An 18,142-nucleotide genomic window follows, 5' to 3' on the forward strand; every position below is an offset into this window, starting at 1 on the left:
CAAATTTCTGTGAAGCTGTGCCCACTGCATATGCGAGTGAATAGGTTACACAATAGCATAGTTGTGAATCATGGACGGGAGGAGAGCTGTATGGCAAACGTAAATCGGCGCAAATTAAACAAAAATCTCGGAAAGACCTATAGACAGGACTTGCATGACATTCCGCTAATGAAGACTAGCGCTGAACTTGATCAGGAATTGGAAATTTTGCTGGAAAGAGAATTGCAAGAAACCGAAGGGGGCTACAATCGACAGACAAAGGGCGGGACGACTACTCCTCATCAGATCTATCCCCCTTTGCAAAAGATGCCCAGGCAAGGCGCTTCCTCCAATCAGACAACCTACTCCAAATTAATCAAGGAAAGAAACGGGGAGCGTACGCAATCATTTGTTTACACGGATGATCTGACTGATCAGGCGGTAACAACAGAAAAAATCGCCAATCGTTCCATCGACGCCTCCAAGATCAAAACGGGCGTTATCGATAATGTGCTATTGAAGGATTACGCTGTCGACACCAGCAAGCTAGCCGAGCAGAGTGTAACCTCAAGCAAGATTGCTCCGAATGCTATAACCCGAGAGCACTTGAGCCATGGCATTATTTCGAGTGAGATGATACAAAACCGTTCCATTACTGGCGATAAGCTGATGAATCAAAGCATTTCTTCTGAAAAGCTGGCAGATAAAACGATCGACTCCATGAAGTTCGCGGATGGGTCGATACAGACCAAGCACATCGCGGATCAGGCCATCACGACGGAAACAATACAAGACCAGGCAGTTACAGCGGATAAGATCAAAATGGGCACGATCCAAAAAGGCAATCTGGCGAATGAGATCATCAACTCAGCGAAGCTGGAGGATGGCGCTGTTACGAGTAGCAAGCTGAGGGATGGTGCTGTAACATCAGCCAAGATCGACGAAGATGCGATCGAATCCCGCCACCTACGGGAGAGAAGTGTTCAGCATCACCATCTGGCAGAAATGGCTATCGACAGTGATAATCTTACTCCAGGAAGCGTAAATGATCAGCACATTGCCTTTCAGTCCATCTATACGGCACATCTTCGTGCGGACGCGGTAACCAGTGATAAAATCAGTCCGTATGCGATACTGACCGAGCATTTGGATCAAGCGAGTATTACTTCTGAAAAAGTAGCCAAAGAAGCGATCGGCAGCTATCATTTACAACCATCCAGTGTACAGACCGTCCATGTGCATGACCATGCGATAACGAGTCAAAAAATTGGCGATCAACAAATTACTGCCAATAAATTGGCTGACAAGGGAATCACATCGGAAAAATTGGCTGAGCGTAGCATCGGGAGTGAGCACCTTAAAAAGGATAGCGTTCTGCGGAATCATCTGGCCGACGCGTCTGTCTCCAAAGAAAAAATTGCTCCCCGTTCGATTGAAGAGCAGCATTTGACCAATCAATTGATTGCAGGGAATCATCTTCGGGAATACACCATACAGACGCAGCATCTGGGAGACCACGTGATAACAACCTCCAAGCTGGCAACGGAATCGGTCTCTACAGACAAAATTACAGATCAAAGCATTACTTCTGCAAAGATGGCGGACTATGCGGTCATTTCATCCAAACTGTCAACAGATGCGGTGAAGACCCGTCATGTGGCAAAAGCAGCGATCACCAGCGAAAAAATTGCCGATCAAGCAGTGAACACGCAGCACATCAGTCCGCGGTCTGTTCAGCATGAGCATCTGAATCAAAATGCTATTGGTCACGAGCATTTGCGCAAAGAAAGCATCACGACTGACAAATTGGCACACGGTGCTGTCACAAAAGAGAAGCTATCCTTTTACCCTGTAGAAACCCATAGCCAGCAAGGAGACATTCTGCAGCAGTTTGGGTTTGTTCCTTTCCGGTTCCCAGCCAATCGGAAAACAGTAGAAGTGACGATCCGACTCCCGCTTCCTTATGCGAATACGCATTATTGTCTCGTGGCCATGACGAATCAATCCGGCTGCCATACATCCTTGAAATACAGCACGAAAACGACCTCAGTTATTACGGTTTTGAGGCATCGGGCAGGGCAGGAGTGCAACGGAGTGCTTCAGTGGATTTCATTGGGGGAAAAAGGATTGCCCGTTGAAAATGTTGATTCAGCGATTCACGATGTGTGGAGCGACGAGGATGAAGAGCACGAGGAGCTTGAGGAGCATGTTCTTGATTTGCTTCTCCAAGACGAAATGCAATCGATAGAAGAAGGGTCAGAATCTGCTGAGGTAGTGGATGGCTGGGATACAACGGACCGCCAAGAATGGGCAGAACCAAAAACAAATAATAGCGACGATCCAAAAGTATAGATATTTGCAAAGCCTTTCTGTTTAATCACACAGGAGGGCTTTGTTTTAAAAAAAGAAAACATAATATTATTACGGTAAACAAATGGAATGCCTTCAATCGGTTCTCGTTGTATTTAAAACATGCCGATAGTATAATTGTTAGGTATACCAAGCATCTCAATGTTAGGTAATGGTAAATGGAGGGAAAATGATCCGATGTTGACGACGATTGCCCAAGTAGGGCAGCATGTTGGACAAGAAGTACGAATAGGCTGCTGGCTGTATAACAAGCGAAGCAGCGGAAAAATACAGTTTTTGCAGCTACGCGATGGCTCTGGCTTTATTCAGGGTGTTGTCGTAAAAGCGGAAGTTGCAGAAGACGTATGGGAGAATGCCTCCAAACTGACGCAAGAAAGCTCCTTGTACATAACGGGTGTGGTTCGTGCAGACGATCGCGCTCCAAGTGGATACGAATTAACCGTAACCGGTGTTGAAATTATTCAGATTGCACAAGAATACCCAATCTCTTTGAAAGAACACGGGGTTGACTTCTTGATGGATCATCGCCATCTCTGGCTGCGTTCTCCTCGTCAACGGGCAGTTATGGCTGTTCGTTCAGAAGTCATCCGTGCGATGTACGAATTCTTCCAGGAGAATGGCTTCTTCAAGGTAGATCCGCCGATTTTGACGCCTACTTCAGCGGAAGGTACGACCAACCTGTTCCATACGAAGTATTTTGACGAAGACGCCTATCTGTCCCAATCCGGCCAGTTGTACATGGAAGCCGCCGCAATGGCTCTGGGGCGTGTCTATTCGTTTGGTCCTACTTTCCGTGCTGAAAAATCAAAAACGCGTCGCCATTTGATCGAGTTCTGGATGATCGAGCCGGAGATGGCTTTCGTCGATCACGAAGAAAATCTTCGAATCCAGGAAGCATTTGTCTCCCATGTCGTTCAATCCGTGCTGAAGAACTGTCAGCGTGAACTGAAAACACTGGAGCGTGACACCAGCAAGCTGGAAAACGTCATCGGCACCTTCCCGCGTATCACGTATGACGATGCCATCAAGCTGCTTCAGGATAAAGGCAGTGAGATCAAATGGGGCGACGACTTCGGTGCTCCCGATGAGACCATGATTGCCGAGCACTATGACAAGCCTGTCTTCATCACTCACTATCCGACGGAGATCAAGGCATTCTACATGAAGCCACATCCAGAAAGACCGGAAGTCGTATTGTGTGCCGACATGATCGCACCGGAAGGATACGGTGAAATTATCGGTGGCAGCCAACGTATCGACGATCCAGAGCTGCTGGAAAAGCGCTTTGCTGAGCACGAGCTGTCCGAGGAAGCGTATCGCTGGTATCTCGATCTGCGCAAGTACGGAACGGTTCCACATTCCGGTTTTGGACTGGGTCTGGAGCGGACCATCGCGTGGATTTGTGGACTTGATCACGTAAGAGAAACGATTCCGTTCCCACGTATGCTGAATCGTCTCTATCCATAAACGGGTTCCTTCCTTGTTTTTCGAATCACCCTGTTGCTGGAGGGCAGCAGGGTGATTCTTCTTCCTACTGGCAGGCGCCTTTTACATCCGAGTAAATCCAACCCAGAGGTGAATATGCTACATGGATTCCCATATATTGCAATTGTTGCAAGAGGGTGCAACTTCTGTATCCAATATGCTTTTAAAATTGTATAAACGCATGTCTTTGACAGATGAAGAAATGATGCTTCTCATCCATTTACTTTCCTTTCAGCAGGAGGGGAATCGTTTTCCCACATTGGCAGAGCTGGAGGAGAGAATGTCTCTTTCCAGTATGAAACTGATTCAATCCTTGCAAAAACTGTTGAAGGAAGACTGGATCTCCATTGATGAGTACCGTGACGAACAGACTGGTATGAGGCACGAGCAGTACAATCTGACGCCACTCTATCGGAAGCTCTACAACACGTGGCGCGAGCAGCAATCGTCGATTCCGGGCGGAGGAGTGTTTGGAGAAGTGGCAGCATCGATGGATACAGAGCCCGTCGCCATCTATACCCGTTTCGAGCAAGCTTTTGGCCGTCCTTTGTCCCCGATTGAGATCGAGAATATCCATATGTGGACGAATCAGGATGGCTATCAGGAAGAGCTGATTTTGACAGCGTTGCGTGAGGCTGCCACGGTAGGGAAGCTGCATATCCGTTACATCGATCGGATTTTGCTTGAATGGCAAAAGCAGCAAATCACGAGCGTAGAGCAAGCACGTCTATACAGTCTCAATTTCCGCAGACAACAAACAACCAAAGATCATCGGCAACCGCTTTGATTGGAAACAGTCAGAGCGGTTTTTTTATACTATCGGAAAGTTTAAGTGCGCTAAAGCGCTAAAAAGATTAGCGGAAGATAGTATAAGTGCAACTAAGGCTCCGCCAAAAGCTTGGCCGTAGCCAAGTTTTCTAATATATTTGCGACAAAGCAAGTTTTTCTTATACACGTACCCATCATCGGGCTGTGTCATAGCATATTACGTAGATGCTAGTTGCCATCCTGCCTAACCTAACATGCATTGTCGAGTGGAACAGGTGGCATCATGCTGGAGGTCATGGTATATGGAAAAAAAGAAAAAATGGGATTTGCCCCATTGGGTAACGCCAGGTGTCTTCTCTGGCCAATATGTCGTCGATGAGGCAGTAGAAAGAATCACATGCTTGAAACCGGTGGAAATGAACCTGCAAAAACCGCAGGTGGTTGAAAAGAAGGTAGAAGAGAACCTAAAGGAACAAATTCAGCGGCTGGAGCTGGAGCTGAAGGAAGTGAAGGAGCAGCTTGCTGGGTGGGAAAAGCGCAGCCTCGAAGCTGAAGAGGCGCAAACGAAGGAAAGACAGCATTTGTATCAGGTTGTGCTGTCTTTGAAAAAGGAGTGGGAAAACGAGCGACATGCACATCGCGATCATTAGTCCCGGACCATTCTCCGTTCCCCCTGTCAAAGGCAGCTCAGTCGAGCATGATATTGATGAAGCGACGAAGATGATGGATCCAGAACATCAAATCACGATCTATACCCGCAAATGCGAGACCTATCCAAAATCAGCGATGGAAGAAAACCGGCATTTTGTCAGATTTCACTACAACGGTCCGAAGCCCTATATGCAAAAAATCATCAAGCATCTTCGCAAGAATAAACCGGATGTCATCATGGTGGAGAATCGACCTGCGTATGTGCTGACCTTGAAGCGCCATTTCCCCAAAATCCCGGTCTTTGTTAATATGCATTCCCATGTCTACGCTTCCCCTTCGATCATAAGCAAAGAAAAAATGAGAAGGGTCGTGCGTCTCACGGAGGGTTTTCTGACCAACAGCGAGTATTTGCGGCGTCATTTTATGAAGGCTTTCAGGATTCCGGCGAAAAAAATACATGCTGTGCATCTCGGGGTAGATGTTTCTCCTTATCAGGTGGCAAAAATCCACTACACAGTAAAAAAACTGCGCAAACAGATCGGACTGAAGCCTGAGCACCGCGTTTTGTTCTACGCTGGCAGGTTGATGCGAGCCAAAGGTGTCCACGTCTTGCTGAAGGCTTTTCGAAAGGTAAGTGAGCAGGACCCTCTGGCTCGTCTCGTCATCGTAGGGGGTACGGGCTATGGCAGCAATCGATTGAACCCTTATGTACGAGAATTGCGGAAATTGGCCAAACCTCTCGGAGACAAGGTGAAGTTCGTGAATTTTGTTCCGAGTGCCCAAATGCCTCTTTATTATCAGATTGGTGATGTCGTGGCAACGCCGTCGGTATGGCAGGAAGCGTTTTGCCGTGTCAATCTGGAGGCGATGGCATCAGGCAAGCCTGTCATTTCTACACCGCGCGGAGGTATCGGTGAAGTAGTGACACATCAGGGAAGTGGGATATTGATTCCTCCCAAGGATTGGAGTAGTGAGCTTCCCGCAATCTGGGAGGTCATGTGGAAACATCCGCAAATTCGCGTGGAAATGGGAAAACAAGCCCTACAGAGAGCCAAGCAGTTTTCCTGGTATGCGACCGCACAAGGATATTTGCGTGTCTTTAAGCAAGCCCTAGAAAAACGACAAAACACGAGACAGCAGCTTCCCAAAGCGGGGTGACAATCGCGGGAAAACGCTAGGTTTACGCCCTTTCTTTCCCCAGTGTGGACGTTTGCCCTGTCCAGATACGCAGATGTGCATACGTTGTAAGTATCACAGAGCACAACTGGGGAGTGATAGATGTGAAAGGGTTAATCTTATGTGCTGGGCGTGGCACGCGACTGCACCCCTTTTCCTATTCGCAACCAAAGACCCTCCTCCCTGTGGCCAATCATCCAGTTTTACACTCTTGCATCCGCAAGCTGCGTGAAGTGGGTGTTGATGACATCGGGATCGTCATTCACCCTTCCCAAGTGCAAATTCCTCCTCTAGTTGGTGATGGTAGTCAATTCGGGGCTACCATTACCTTTATTGAGCAAAAGGTTCCCTTGGGAATCGCACATGCCGTCCAATTGGCACAGTCGTTTTTGCAAGACGAACCGTTTATCTTGTTGTTGGGCGATAACTTGCTGATGGATTCGCTGCACGGACTGACGCGTGCTTTTGAACGTACACAATCCGACGGTGTCGTGATGCTAAGTGAAGTGGAGAGACCACAGGATTATGGGATCGCCGAAGTGAAAGATGGGCGTCTCATTTGTGTTGAGGAAAAACCAAAACAGCCCAAGAGTAATTTGGCGGTGATTGGTGCTTATCTTTTCACCAAACCCATCTTTGAGTCGATTGCTACACTGCAGCCCTCGGCCCGTGGGGAGTATGAAATTACAGATGCCATCCAGTCGATGATTGATCGTGGCTACCATATGGCGCATGCCATTACGAGCGGCAAATATTCCGACGTGGGAACAATCGATCGCTGGCTGGAAGCAAATCGCTGGATGCTGGAAAAAGAGGTTGGATATTCACATCAGGTAGGAACGAGCAGCGTCCTGGAAAACTGTGAAATCGTTGGCCCCGTCCTGATTGGTGAGGGTTGTCACATCAAAAATTGCCGACTGGGACCGTTTGTATCCGTGCAAGATGGCGTGCAATTGGAAAATTGTGTTCATATCGAAAACAGCATTCTTTTAGAAAACAGTTCGTTGAAAAATGTCGACTGGAAACTGACGGACAGCGTATTTGGTCGGTCCTCACATTTGACAGGCCAATCAACGGACAGCATTGGCGTTATTATTCTGAGTGACAAATCATCGATTCGAATACCAGCTGTCAAGAGGGAGGAGCTATGAGTCCGACCTTTACTGTTGTGATCCCGACTTACAATCGGGCAAAGTTTATTCGCAAAGCGATCTCCAGTGTCATGAAGCAAACGTCAAAAGACTGGAACTTGTTGATCATGGATGATGCCTCTACCGACAATACGCGAAAAAAAGTAGAAAAATACTTGCACCTTCCAAACGTGATGTACTATCGGATGGAAAAAAACTCAGGTATCTCCAAAGTGATGAACCAGGCGCTTGCCCTAATCAATACCCCCTATCTGTTGCAATTGGATTCAGATGATTGGCTGCCAAAACGCACGCTTGCCGTAATGAAGAAATACATTCACAAAAGCAGAGCAAAAACAGCTCTATACTACGGGAATGTAAAGATTTGGCGTGTGAAGCGAGGTAAGTACTACAATCCATTTCTAGTGCGGCACAAACATTTTCGCAACAAGTATCAGTTTTTGAAATACAACCGCTGGATGGTGGCGCCACGCTGCTATCGTGTTTCTGCTTTGCATGAGGTCGGAGGCTGGGACACCTCTGATAAATACCAAGGACGGATCATGGAAGACCGCCGCATCATTCTGCGACTGATCGAAAAGTACCCTGTACGGTTTATTAACCGCAAATTATACAATCGAACCAAGCATAAAGGGCAGCTGACGGACGGGAAAATGAAAAGAAGAAGAAACCACCTGCGGAAGAAAACCTTTTCCTACTATTTGAAACGTTGGGGGAACAAATATAGAGCAGTCTACGGCTATAGGGAAGGCTACCTGGTCATCAGAAAGCTGAAGAAACGGAAAGGGAGGCGTCGTCGTCGATGACAAAAGCTCTTGTCACCGGATGTGCCGGATTTATCGGATCGCATTTGACGCAGCGCTTGCTTCGTGACGGCGCTACCGTGATAGGAATAGACGGTTTTCTCGACAATTATGATGTCGCTGCCAAACTGCGTAACCTGGCGGAAATCGGAACCCATCCGGCCTTCACCTTTCATTCAGCCATGATCCAGGCGAATCGATGGGAGGAGTGGTTGGAGGGAGTAGATGTCGTCTATCATCTGGCTGCCCTCCCAGGCGTACGGAGCAGTTGGGGCACAGCCTTTACTGACTATGTAAGTCACAATATTCTGGGCACACAATCCCTTCTGGAGGCGTGCCTGAAGCTCCCAAAGCCACCTGTCATCGTAGCGTCTTCTTCTTCGTCTGTGTACGGCACCATGGATGGCGATAAAACAGACGAACAGACGCCGTTGCGCCCAATCTCGCCCTATGGGGTGACCAAGGCGTCGATGGAGCAAATTTGTCAGGTGTATGTAAAAGCATTCGGGCTGCCGGTCACCATGCTCCGCTACTTTACCGTATATGGGCCCAGACAACGCACGGATATGGCTTTTCACCGATTTTTTCGCCATCTGATGAAGGGGGAGACCGTCTCCATCTACGGCGACGGACAGCAGAGTCGGGATTTTACTTTTGTCACGGATGCGGTGGAAGCCAACATCTTGGCGGCTCAGTACGCAGATCCGGGAGATATTTTCAATATTGGTGGCGATCGCGAATTCAAACTGATTGATGTCCTGAACCTCATGGGAAGCTTGCTGAATGTCTCTCCAAAGATTACCTACATGGCTGATTCAGCAGGAGATTCCAAACGCACCAGTGCAGACATTCGTTTTGCCACCGGGAAATTAGGTTACAAGCCACGGGTCGCTTTGGAGGAAGGGCTTCGATTGCAATTGGCAGACTTACAAGCGCAAGACAAGGGATAAGAACGAAAGGATAGGAGGCCGGTTATGCATCGCGTCCTCGTTTATCGAAGAAAGTTTCTTCCGAAAAGTGAAACCTTTATATACGAGCAGCTACTTGGCCACCGACAGGTCGAACCAATCGTCTTGACGCGACAAAGGCACATGAACAAAAAGCTTTTTCCCTACTCGCCGGTCTATGTGCGCAAGCATTTGACCGGCCTCTCCACATGGTTGCGAAGAAAAAAAGTGAAATGTCTGCACGCTCGGTTTGGTCCTGCTGGACTGGAGCTTCTCCCGTATGCGCGCAAAGCAAAAATCCCTTTGATCACCTCCTTTCACGGTTTTGACGCAACGAAGAGGGTACGGGAAAATCCGTCTTATCGGCGCGCGCTCAAACGCTTGTTTCGCAAAGGAATGGCCTTTACAGTTGTCAGTCAACACATGAAGCGAAGGCTGGTTCGCTTGGGTTGTCCTGCTAAGAAAATTACGTTGATCCGGTCCGGGATTGACTTGCGAAAATTTCCCATGCAGGCCCCCCAAGCTGTAGCCAATGACGAGTACCGTCTGCTGAGTGTTGGACGACTGACAGAGAAAAAGGGAATGGATACATTGATTAAAGCCTTCAAGCAAATACGGATCAAGTATCCCAAGGCCAAATTGATCATAGTCGGTGACGGAGAAGAAAAGCAGAAATTACGGCGGATGGTGAAGAAATACCAAATCGAAAAGCAAGTTGTGTTCAAAGGGGCGCTACCCCACCACGCGGTGCAGCGTGAACTAGCGCGCTGCCATCTTTTCGTGATCGCCTGTAAAACGGCTAGGAACGGAAATCAGGAAGGTATTCCCAATGTATTGATGGAGGCGATGGCGACAGGAAGACCGGTGATCTCGACCTATCATGCAGGCATACCAGAGTTGATTGAACATAAAGTGAGCGGTTATTTGGTCCCTGAGCGTTCCTCGACAAAGCTGGCAAGGATGATGGAGCATGTGATGGAGGCGAGGGGAGAGTGGCCGCAAGTAGTGGCGCGGGCGAGGGAAAAAGTGGAACGCAGTCACGACATTTCAAAGCAGCGAGCGATTTTGGAAGACCTCTACCTGCGTGTGATGAAAAAATGATGGGGTGAAAGAATGAAGGTTGCCGTGATCGGTACCGGTTACGTGGGATTGACAACGGCAGTTTCCCTGGCTGTAAAGGGGCATCAGGTGCTGGGGATCGACGTCGTTAAGCATAAGATCGATCGACTCATGCAGGGGCTATCACCGATTTACGAGCCAGGTCTTGATCAGGTGCTCAAACAAGTCCTGGAACAAGAAAATATTTTTTTTACGACCTGTCTTCATGAAGCAAAAGAAGCACAAGTCATCTTCGTTTGCGTAGGAACACCTGAGGCAGCAAATGGTGAGGCGGACTTGACTTATTTACATGCTGCACTTCAAGAAATTGAAGAGCTGCATTCCCTGGCGCCGGTGGAGCGAGTGGTGGTCATCAAAAGCACCGTGCCTGTCGGGACTGGAGACCATGCCGCAAGCAGGCTGTGTCACTGTGCCGACCTGCACGTTGTTTCCAATCCGGAGTTTCTACGTGAGGGGTGCGCATTGGAAGATGCCTTGCAGCCATCCCGAATCGTCGTGGGTGCGGATAGTCAAAAAGCGATGAATATCATGAAGGAAATGTACAAGGGCATCTCAGCGCCCTGGGTAGAGACGACACGTGCGAATGCCGAATTGATCAAGTATGCATCCAACGCTTTCTTGGCTACACGCATATCTTTCATGAACGAATTGGCCAGACTGAGCAGCGAAATCGGAACAGACGTATTGACCATTTCACAGGGGATGGGTCTCGACAGCAGGATCGGACCACAGTTCCTTCGCGCAGGTGTCGGCTATGGTGGCTCCTGTTTCCCGAAGGATACGATTGCTTTGCTGAATCTTGCCAAACGACACGGCGTAAACCTGTCGATATTGGAAAAAGTGAGGGAGGTCAATGCTACCCAGCCTCTCTGGTTCCTAGAGCAGCTCCACAAACAAATGCCTGATCTGTATGGGAAACGAATCGCGTTGCTGGGCCTCGCATTCAAACCGGATACCGACGATATCCGTGAAGCCCCCTCCCTGACTATTCTGGATGCCTTACAGAGGTCTGGGGCATTGATCGTCGCCTACGACCCTGTGGCTTCAAACCATGTAAAGGAGCTTTTCCCGGATGCAGAATACACTTCGACACCTGAGGCTGTCTTTCAAGGGGCGCATGCTGCTCTCTTGGTAACGGAGTGGAAGGAGTGTGTCGAGCTGGATTGGGCAAAGATCATGGAAATGATGGAAGTCCCCCTGCTTTTTGACGGAAGAAACGCTTGGCCCGCAAGAGCGTTAGAGGAAGCGGGATATTTTTATCAGGGGGTTGGAAGAAGCTGACTACTCCACTTCAGGAGAGTTGGCTTTTTCTTTTGGCAAGATAAGACCATGTCTATTTGAACAGGGAGAGAGAATACGATACGATACAGGTAGGATCATCCAGTGAAGTATGAAGGAGTGAGGAAGTTGAGTAAAAGTAAAACTCTGCCGAAACGTAGTGAAATTGCAGCAGAAGACAAGTGGCGTCTAGAGGATATTTATCCCACTGATGCAGCCTGGGAACAAGATGTACAGAAAGCAAAGAAGCTCTCAGATGAGCTGGCTGCCAAGAAGGGAACGCTGAGTCAGTCCGCGCAGCATTTGCTGGATGCTCTCACCCTGCAGGATGAATTGTTGAAAACGCTGGATCAGGTCTACGTGTATGCGCGCATGAGACGTGATGAGGACAATGCAAACAGCACCTACCAGGGCTTGACTGACCGTGCTACTGCATTGAGCACACAAGTGTATGGCTCCACTTCGTACATACAGCCAGAGATCCTGGACATTCCGACGGAGGAGCTGGAGTCGTGGATCAACCAGAATTCCGGCTTGGCCCATTACCGGATCTTGCTTAATGAAATCACCCGATTCAAGCCCCATACGTTATCGTCGGAGGAGGAAGAGCTCCTGGCCAACATGAGCGAACTGGCTTCAGCGCCCTCCAAAATCTACGGCATGCTGAACAATGCTGACATCAAGTTCCCCATGATCAAGGACGAAAATGGGGAAGAGGTAGAGCTGACAAAAGGTCGCTACACGCAGTTTATGGAAAGCAAGGATCGCAGGGTGCGCAAAGAAGCATTTGAGGCTCTGTACAGCACATATGGCAAATTCCGCAATACAATTGCCGCAGCATTGACTTCGTCAGTAAAAGCAGATGTCTTCTACGTACGTACACGGAAGTATCCTTCTGCTCTTTACTCTGCACTGTTCGCGGACAATGTGGACGTATCGGTATACGACAATCTGATTGCGACGATTCGTGAGCACTTGCCGCTCATGCATCGCTATATCGCCTTGCGTAAAAAAGCGCTCGGTGTCGACGAGCTGCACATGTATGATTTGTATGTGCCGATCGTTCCGGAAGTGGATATGAAAATTCCTTACGACGAGGCTGTTCAAACCATCAAGGAAGCACTGCACCCGCTAGGCGACGACTATGGTAAAGTGCTTGGGGAAGGCTTCACCAATGGCTGGATCGATGTGCATGAAAACGAGGGAAAAACAAGTGGCGCCTACTCATGGGGGGCCTATACGACTCATCCGTTTGTCTTGATGAACTACCAGGACAACGTCAACAACATGTTCACTCTCGCTCATGAAATGGGGCATGCCCTGCACAGCTATTATTCGAACAAAAATCAACCGTACACGTATGCCGATTATAAAATCTTTGTTGCGGAAGTGGCCTCTACCCTGAACGAAGCCCTTCTCATGGATCATCTGCTCAAAACCACGACTGACAAGCAAAAACGGATGTACCTCATCAACTACTACCTGGAGCAATTCCGGGGGACGGTTTTCCGGCAGACCATGTTTGCGGAGTTTGAGAAAATCATACATGCCAAGGAAGAGGAAGGTGAGCCGCTGACAGCTGACCGCCTCAATGAGCTGTATCGCGAGCTGAATGTGGCGTACCACGGACCAGAGATGGTTATAGACAAGGAAATTGATCTGGAGTGGGAACGAATTCCGCACTTCTACCGCCATTTCTACGTCTACAAATACGCGACAGGTTTTTCCGCAGCGACCTCTCTCTCCAAACAGATATTGGAGGAAGGAGAACCGGCTGTGAAGCGCTATCTGCAATTCCTCAAGGGGGGCAGCTCGGATTATCCGCTCAACCTCCTGAAGGGTGCAGGGGTAGATATGACTTCGCCAGAGCCGATTCGCGAAGCATTGGCCGTGTTCAAGGAATTGCTGGAAGAGATGGAGCAGCTCATCGCAGAATCGTAAAAGTCCTTAATACCAAGACTACAACCGCCTAGAGGGAAAACTCTGGCGGTTTTTTTTTTTCAGCAGGCATGCTCTCCGTCTTGAGGAGGAGGAAAAGTTCCACCCGTTGACTGTTTGGCGTAGAGGTAAAAACTGGCACAATAACGCAAGAGAATGATTGAGAGGTAAATGGAGGAATTATTGTGAACAGACGAACGACCATGATCCTTGCATCACTTTTGCTCGTAACAGCTGGCTGCAGTGGAGCGCCGGAGGAAGCCAACCAAGCCCAAGCAGAGACTGTGCAGGCAAAGGTGGTAGAAGTGGTTACTGTAAAAAAAGAATCAACACCGGTCTTTATGGAATTGACAGGCATCATGGAGGCCAAGCGCGAGGCCGTACTGCCATTTGGAACAGGAGGCACGATTTCGTCTATCGGTGCGGTCAAGGGAGCCAAAATCACGGAAGGTCAGCTACTGGCTACTCTGGATACCCGATATTATCAGAAGGAAGTAGAAGCAGCTTCCAGTCAGGTGGCCGAAGCGGCAGCCCGCAAGTCGAAGACATTAAAAGGAGCGACAGAAGAGGCGGTTGAACAACAAAGATTGCAGGTCACAAGCGCGCAAAATCAGCTGACGAAGGCGAAGCAAGAGGTTGAGACAGGAGAAAAGCTGCTCGCAGGCGGAGCGATATCGCAAAGTGAAATGGACCAGCGCAGAAGAGAGCTGACGAATGCTGAGATTTCGGTGAAAAATGCACAGCTTGCTTTAGACTCCTTGCTGCGTGCAGCTGAACCGGAGGATGTGGCAATGGCCAATGCATCAATCAAGCAAGCGGCAAGCCAGGTGGAAAGAGCCAAAAAAAGCATGGACGATGCAAGGATTACGGCTCCTTTTGCCGGGACCGTTGTTGATGTGTTTAAGCAGGTAGGCGAGCAGGTATCTCCAGGTGAACAAATGATCCATGTGGTGGATTTGTCTGAAGTAAAGGTAACGTTGGATGTTACGAATGACGCTATCGCCCTTTTTTCTAAAAACGGCAAGGTTCAAGTCGTTTCTCAGGATCAAGAAAGCAGGGAAGGAACCATTACGTTCGTCTCGCCTGTTATTGATAAACAGACTGGTCGGTATCGGGTAGAGGTCGCGGTCTCCAATCCGAATGGGACCCTGCGTGGAGGGATGTCTGCAACGATCAAGGTTCAACGTCCTATTAATGGCTTCCTCGTTCCGCTGGAGAGCGTGGGTGTGAGCAAGTCTTCCAACTACGTGATGGCGGTTGTAGATGGGGTCGTAGTGAAAAAAGAAGTGGCAATTGGACAATTGACAGGCGATCACATTGAAATCTTGTCAGGAATCAACGATGGGGACCAACTTTTGAAAAGTGGGATTACCTTCTACGTTGAGGGACAAAAAGTTGAGGCGAGAGGAGAATAAGCATGATTCGAATGATTCTCTTCCTGCTCAAACGAAGACTGATCGTCTATCTGATTACGTTTCTGATTGTGATCGCAGGCATCGGTTCGTTGTTCACTTTTAACATTGAATTAGTGCCCAAATCCAACTTTCCATGGCTTACAGTCAATGCAGCGGGAGGAGCCCTGCCGCCTGAAGAAATGGAAGAAAAGGTGACCAAAAAGATCGAGCAGGAGCTCAAATCGATTTCCGGAATCAAAGAGTACTCATCCAGTACAAGTACAGGTCGTAGCTCTATCCAAATCATTGCAGAGGAAGGTCAAGGGGAAAGGGTCAAGCAGGAAGTTCAAAACGCGGTAAACAGGGTCCGCAACGATTTTCCGAAAGCTGTCGATACAATCAACGTGAATCAAGCCAATCTCGGGGATGACGCGCTGATCGACTACGCACTCGTCGGAGCAGATCCTCAAGCAATGCTTGGCTTGGCCAAAACAACGATCAAGGATCGCATTGAAGCAGTACCTGGAGTCAAGGAAGTAGATATATCGGATCGCAGCTTTGAGAACAAAATCGCGATCACCTTGCTTCCAGAGCAATTGAATGCGTATCAGACAACACCTGCGCAAGTCATCGGGCAGCTCCAGCAGACGAACTGGAAACAGGCTGTAGGCACATTGGAAAACATCGGTTTTGATACCGTAGTCATGATTGATAATACGTATAATACTGTTCAGGAAATGAATCAGCTCACCATTGACACCCCGCGTGGCATGGTGGCTTTGAGTCAGCTCGCGCGGGTTGAAGATCTGCGTGGAAAAGTGAAGGACTCCGTCGCTTTGACCAACGGAGGAGTATTTATCTATCTTTCGGTGAAACGTTCAGATGGCAGTGATCTGATCACGACGCAAGGCGAAGTGGAAAAGGTCGTTCAGCAAATCAACGCAGAGGCCAGCGGGCAATATGAACTGAAAGTGATGGTAGAAGCCGTCTCCTACATTAAGCACGCTGTCAGCAATCTGAGTCGCGAGTTGATGATTGGTGGAGCACTGGCGATACTCATACTGTTTCTTTTCTTACGCAATTGGCGGGTGACGCTGGTTATTGCGACAACTTTGCCCCTATCAGCACTGATGACCTTTATTGCGATGAAGATCGGCGGCTACAACATCGATATGGTTACCTTGATTTCCCTCAGCTTGTCGGTCGGGCTGATCGTAGATGCCGCAATCGTGGTTCTGGAGAGCATCTATCACTTCCGCGAGAAGGGGGAGCCGCTCTCGCAAGCGATTGTAAAAGGAACGCGCGAGGTTCTGACACCTGTTTTTACGTCTCAATTAACCATCATCGTCGTCTTTTTGCCACTCGTCTTTGCTGATTTTGAAGACTGGTTAAAGCCGATTTTGGCGACGATTGCCTTCACGGTTTCATCTGCCATCATTGCATCTACCATTGCAGCATTCTTTTTTGTCCCTGTATTTTCAGACCGATTCTTGCAGAAAGACAAAAAAGTATCTCTGGAGGGTGAGTCTCGAGACCATGTCATCGTGAGAGCCTTTCAGCGCATTTTGAAATGGGCATTGCGCCATCGGGTCAAAACGGTGATTGCCTCCATTTTGTTGCTCGTGGGTGTAGGTTTCATGATGCCCATGATGAAAATGGGCCAAGGCATGGATGTGAATGAAAACCTCGTATTTGCCAACATCAATATGCCAAAAGGATCTACGCTGGAGGCGACACAGCAGGTTTCCATGCAGGCAGAACAAGCACTGCGCGATATGCCGGAAGTGAAAGATGTGTTTTTCTTTGCGAGCAAAAGCTCCTCCGAGATTTTCATTTCCTTGAAAGGAAAGAAAGAACGAAGTCGTGACAAGGAAGCGTTGACTTTCGATATCAATGAACGGCTGAAGGCGATCGAAGGTACGGAAAGCATAACGACAGCCTTCGGGGGTCAGGGTACGGAAGCTCCGATTCAACTGGATATCAAGGGTGACGATATGGAGCAGATGGCTAGCATCTCCAAAGAGGTTGAGGCCATGCTCGCCAGTATTCAAGGTGTCAATAACATTCGCAATGACTTTCAGGAAGGGAAAGAAAAAGTAACCCTGATTCCCAAGCAAGAGGCGTTGGCTCGTTTTGATGTCGATCATCGCTCCATGCTGCAGCAGATCAGCACACTGATTGGAACACAATCGGTTACTTCCATCTCCAAGGATGGACTGGACGTTGAGGTTGTCGCCCAAATGCCGGAAGATTGGCTGAAGCATCCAGAACAACTGCGTCAGATTATGATTACTACAAATTCTGGTGCGCAGGTTCCTCTCTCGGAGCTGGTCGAGGTGACCTATAGCAAATCACCGGTCGTGATCGTACGGGAGCAGGGAGAGCGCATTGTGACGGTATCAGCAGAGCTGCTAGGCACGGATCTCGGTACTGTAGGACGCGAAATCGGAGTAAAATTGCCCAATCTCGCTGTTCCAGCCGGCTATGAGGTAGAGATTGCAGGGAAGCTGAAAGAGCAAAGTGCAAATATGACACAAGGACTTCTCGTATTTGCAGGTGTTCTCGCTTTGATCTACGTGATTATGGTGGCTCAGTTTGGCCGTATTTCACAGCCTCTGATCATTTTGTTAACGATTCCGATGGCCTTAGTTGGTGTCGTGATTGGATTTGTTGTCACACAACGGATATTTGGGGAAATGGCGATGATCGGCATGATCATGCTGATCGGGATCGTCGTGTCCAATGCCATCCTGTTGATTGATAGAATCAATTTGCTGCGTGAGCGTGGGATGAGTCTGTCAGAAGCGATTGTACAGGGAACCAAGGAGCGGGTTCGTCCGGTCATCATGACGAAACTGACGGCTATTCTCGGCATGCTGCCCATGGCTCTTGCGATGGCGGAAGGCTCCGACCTTGAAGCGCCACTCGCCACAGCGGTCATCTCAGGACTTGTGTTCCATACGATGGTAACTCTCATTCTCGTTCCGGTGTTGTACTCCTTGTTTGAAGGTGCCAAGGAAAAGCGAATCGCGCGAAGAGAAGCGAAAAGGGCAGCAAAAAAAGCAATCGTAGAGCCCGTTTAG

General features: G+C 48.7%; 13 protein-coding genes. All 13 read left to right on the plus strand.

What is annotated here, in order from left to right:
• The first annotated feature begins 90 nt into the window (after nucleotides 1–90).
• The 13 genes from JZI27_RS02965 (at nucleotide 91) to JZI27_RS03025 (ending at nucleotide 18,142) form a co-directional block, all read left to right on the plus strand.
• Nucleotides 91–2,331, plus strand: a complete 2,241-nt coding sequence (locus JZI27_RS02965; protein ID WP_280206746.1) for a WIAG-tail domain — start codon at nucleotides 91–93, stop codon at nucleotides 2,329–2,331.
• A 195-nt stretch (nucleotides 2,332–2,526) separates the two neighbouring features.
• On the plus strand, nucleotides 2,527–3,816 hold the full coding sequence (asnS, locus tag JZI27_RS02970) for an asparagine--tRNA ligase (RefSeq protein ID WP_251242843.1): 1,290 nt from the start codon (nucleotides 2,527–2,529) through the stop codon (nucleotides 3,814–3,816).
• 121 nt (nucleotides 3,817–3,937) lie between these two features.
• The gene (locus tag JZI27_RS02975; protein ID WP_057134088.1) at nucleotides 3,938–4,621 is read left to right on the plus strand and encodes a DnaD domain-containing protein; all 684 of its coding nucleotides are present in this window, start codon (nucleotides 3,938–3,940) and stop codon (nucleotides 4,619–4,621) included.
• Nucleotides 4,622–4,904: 283 nt separating this feature from the next.
• Nucleotides 4,905–5,252, plus strand: a complete 348-nt coding sequence (locus JZI27_RS02980) for a hypothetical protein (RefSeq protein ID WP_251242842.1) — start codon at nucleotides 4,905–4,907, stop codon at nucleotides 5,250–5,252.
• A complete protein-coding gene (locus JZI27_RS02985) occupies nucleotides 5,233–6,411 on the plus strand; it encodes a glycosyltransferase family 4 protein (protein ID WP_122908269.1) in 1,179 nt (392 codons plus the stop codon). The genes JZI27_RS02980 and JZI27_RS02985 overlap by 20 nt, the downstream gene beginning before the upstream one ends.
• Nucleotides 6,412–6,533: 122 nt before the next feature.
• The gene (locus JZI27_RS02990) at nucleotides 6,534–7,580 is read left to right on the plus strand and encodes a glucose-1-phosphate thymidylyltransferase (protein ID WP_280206748.1); all 1,047 of its coding nucleotides are present in this window, start codon (nucleotides 6,534–6,536) and stop codon (nucleotides 7,578–7,580) included.
• On the plus strand, nucleotides 7,577–8,386 hold the full coding sequence (locus JZI27_RS02995) for a glycosyltransferase family 2 protein (RefSeq protein ID WP_280206749.1): 810 nt from the start codon (nucleotides 7,577–7,579) through the stop codon (nucleotides 8,384–8,386). Before JZI27_RS02990 ends, JZI27_RS02995 begins: the two co-directional genes overlap by 4 nt.
• The gene (locus JZI27_RS03000) at nucleotides 8,383–9,333 is read left to right on the plus strand and encodes an NAD-dependent epimerase/dehydratase family protein (RefSeq protein ID WP_122908266.1); all 951 of its coding nucleotides are present in this window, start codon (nucleotides 8,383–8,385) and stop codon (nucleotides 9,331–9,333) included. Before JZI27_RS02995 ends, JZI27_RS03000 begins: the two co-directional genes overlap by 4 nt.
• A 24-nt stretch (nucleotides 9,334–9,357) precedes the next feature.
• The gene (locus tag JZI27_RS03005) at nucleotides 9,358–10,431 is read left to right on the plus strand and encodes a glycosyltransferase (RefSeq protein WP_057134084.1); all 1,074 of its coding nucleotides are present in this window, start codon (nucleotides 9,358–9,360) and stop codon (nucleotides 10,429–10,431) included.
• 12 nt (nucleotides 10,432–10,443) lie between these two features.
• Nucleotides 10,444–11,730: a UDP-glucose dehydrogenase family protein gene (locus JZI27_RS03010; protein WP_280206750.1), complete on the plus strand. Its 1,287-nt coding sequence runs from the start codon at nucleotides 10,444–10,446 to the stop codon at nucleotides 11,728–11,730.
• A 126-nt stretch (nucleotides 11,731–11,856) separates the two neighbouring features.
• Nucleotides 11,857–13,668 (plus strand): oligoendopeptidase F, encoded by a 1,812-nt coding sequence (pepF, locus tag JZI27_RS03015; protein ID WP_280206751.1) that lies wholly within the window; start codon nucleotides 11,857–11,859, stop codon nucleotides 13,666–13,668.
• 182 nt (nucleotides 13,669–13,850) lie between these two features.
• The gene (locus tag JZI27_RS03020; RefSeq protein WP_057133998.1) at nucleotides 13,851–15,080 is read left to right on the plus strand and encodes an efflux RND transporter periplasmic adaptor subunit; all 1,230 of its coding nucleotides are present in this window, start codon (nucleotides 13,851–13,853) and stop codon (nucleotides 15,078–15,080) included.
• A gap of 2 nt (nucleotides 15,081–15,082) precedes the next feature.
• Nucleotides 15,083–18,142 carry an efflux RND transporter permease subunit gene (locus tag JZI27_RS03025; RefSeq protein WP_057133997.1) on the plus strand — a complete coding sequence of 1,020 codons (3,060 nt, stop codon included), beginning with the start codon at nucleotides 15,083–15,085 and terminating at the stop codon, nucleotides 18,140–18,142.

It is taken from the genome of Brevibacillus sp. AY1, assembly GCF_029870785.1.
Classification (GTDB): domain Bacteria; phylum Bacillota; class Bacilli; order Brevibacillales; family Brevibacillaceae; genus Brevibacillus; species Brevibacillus invocatus.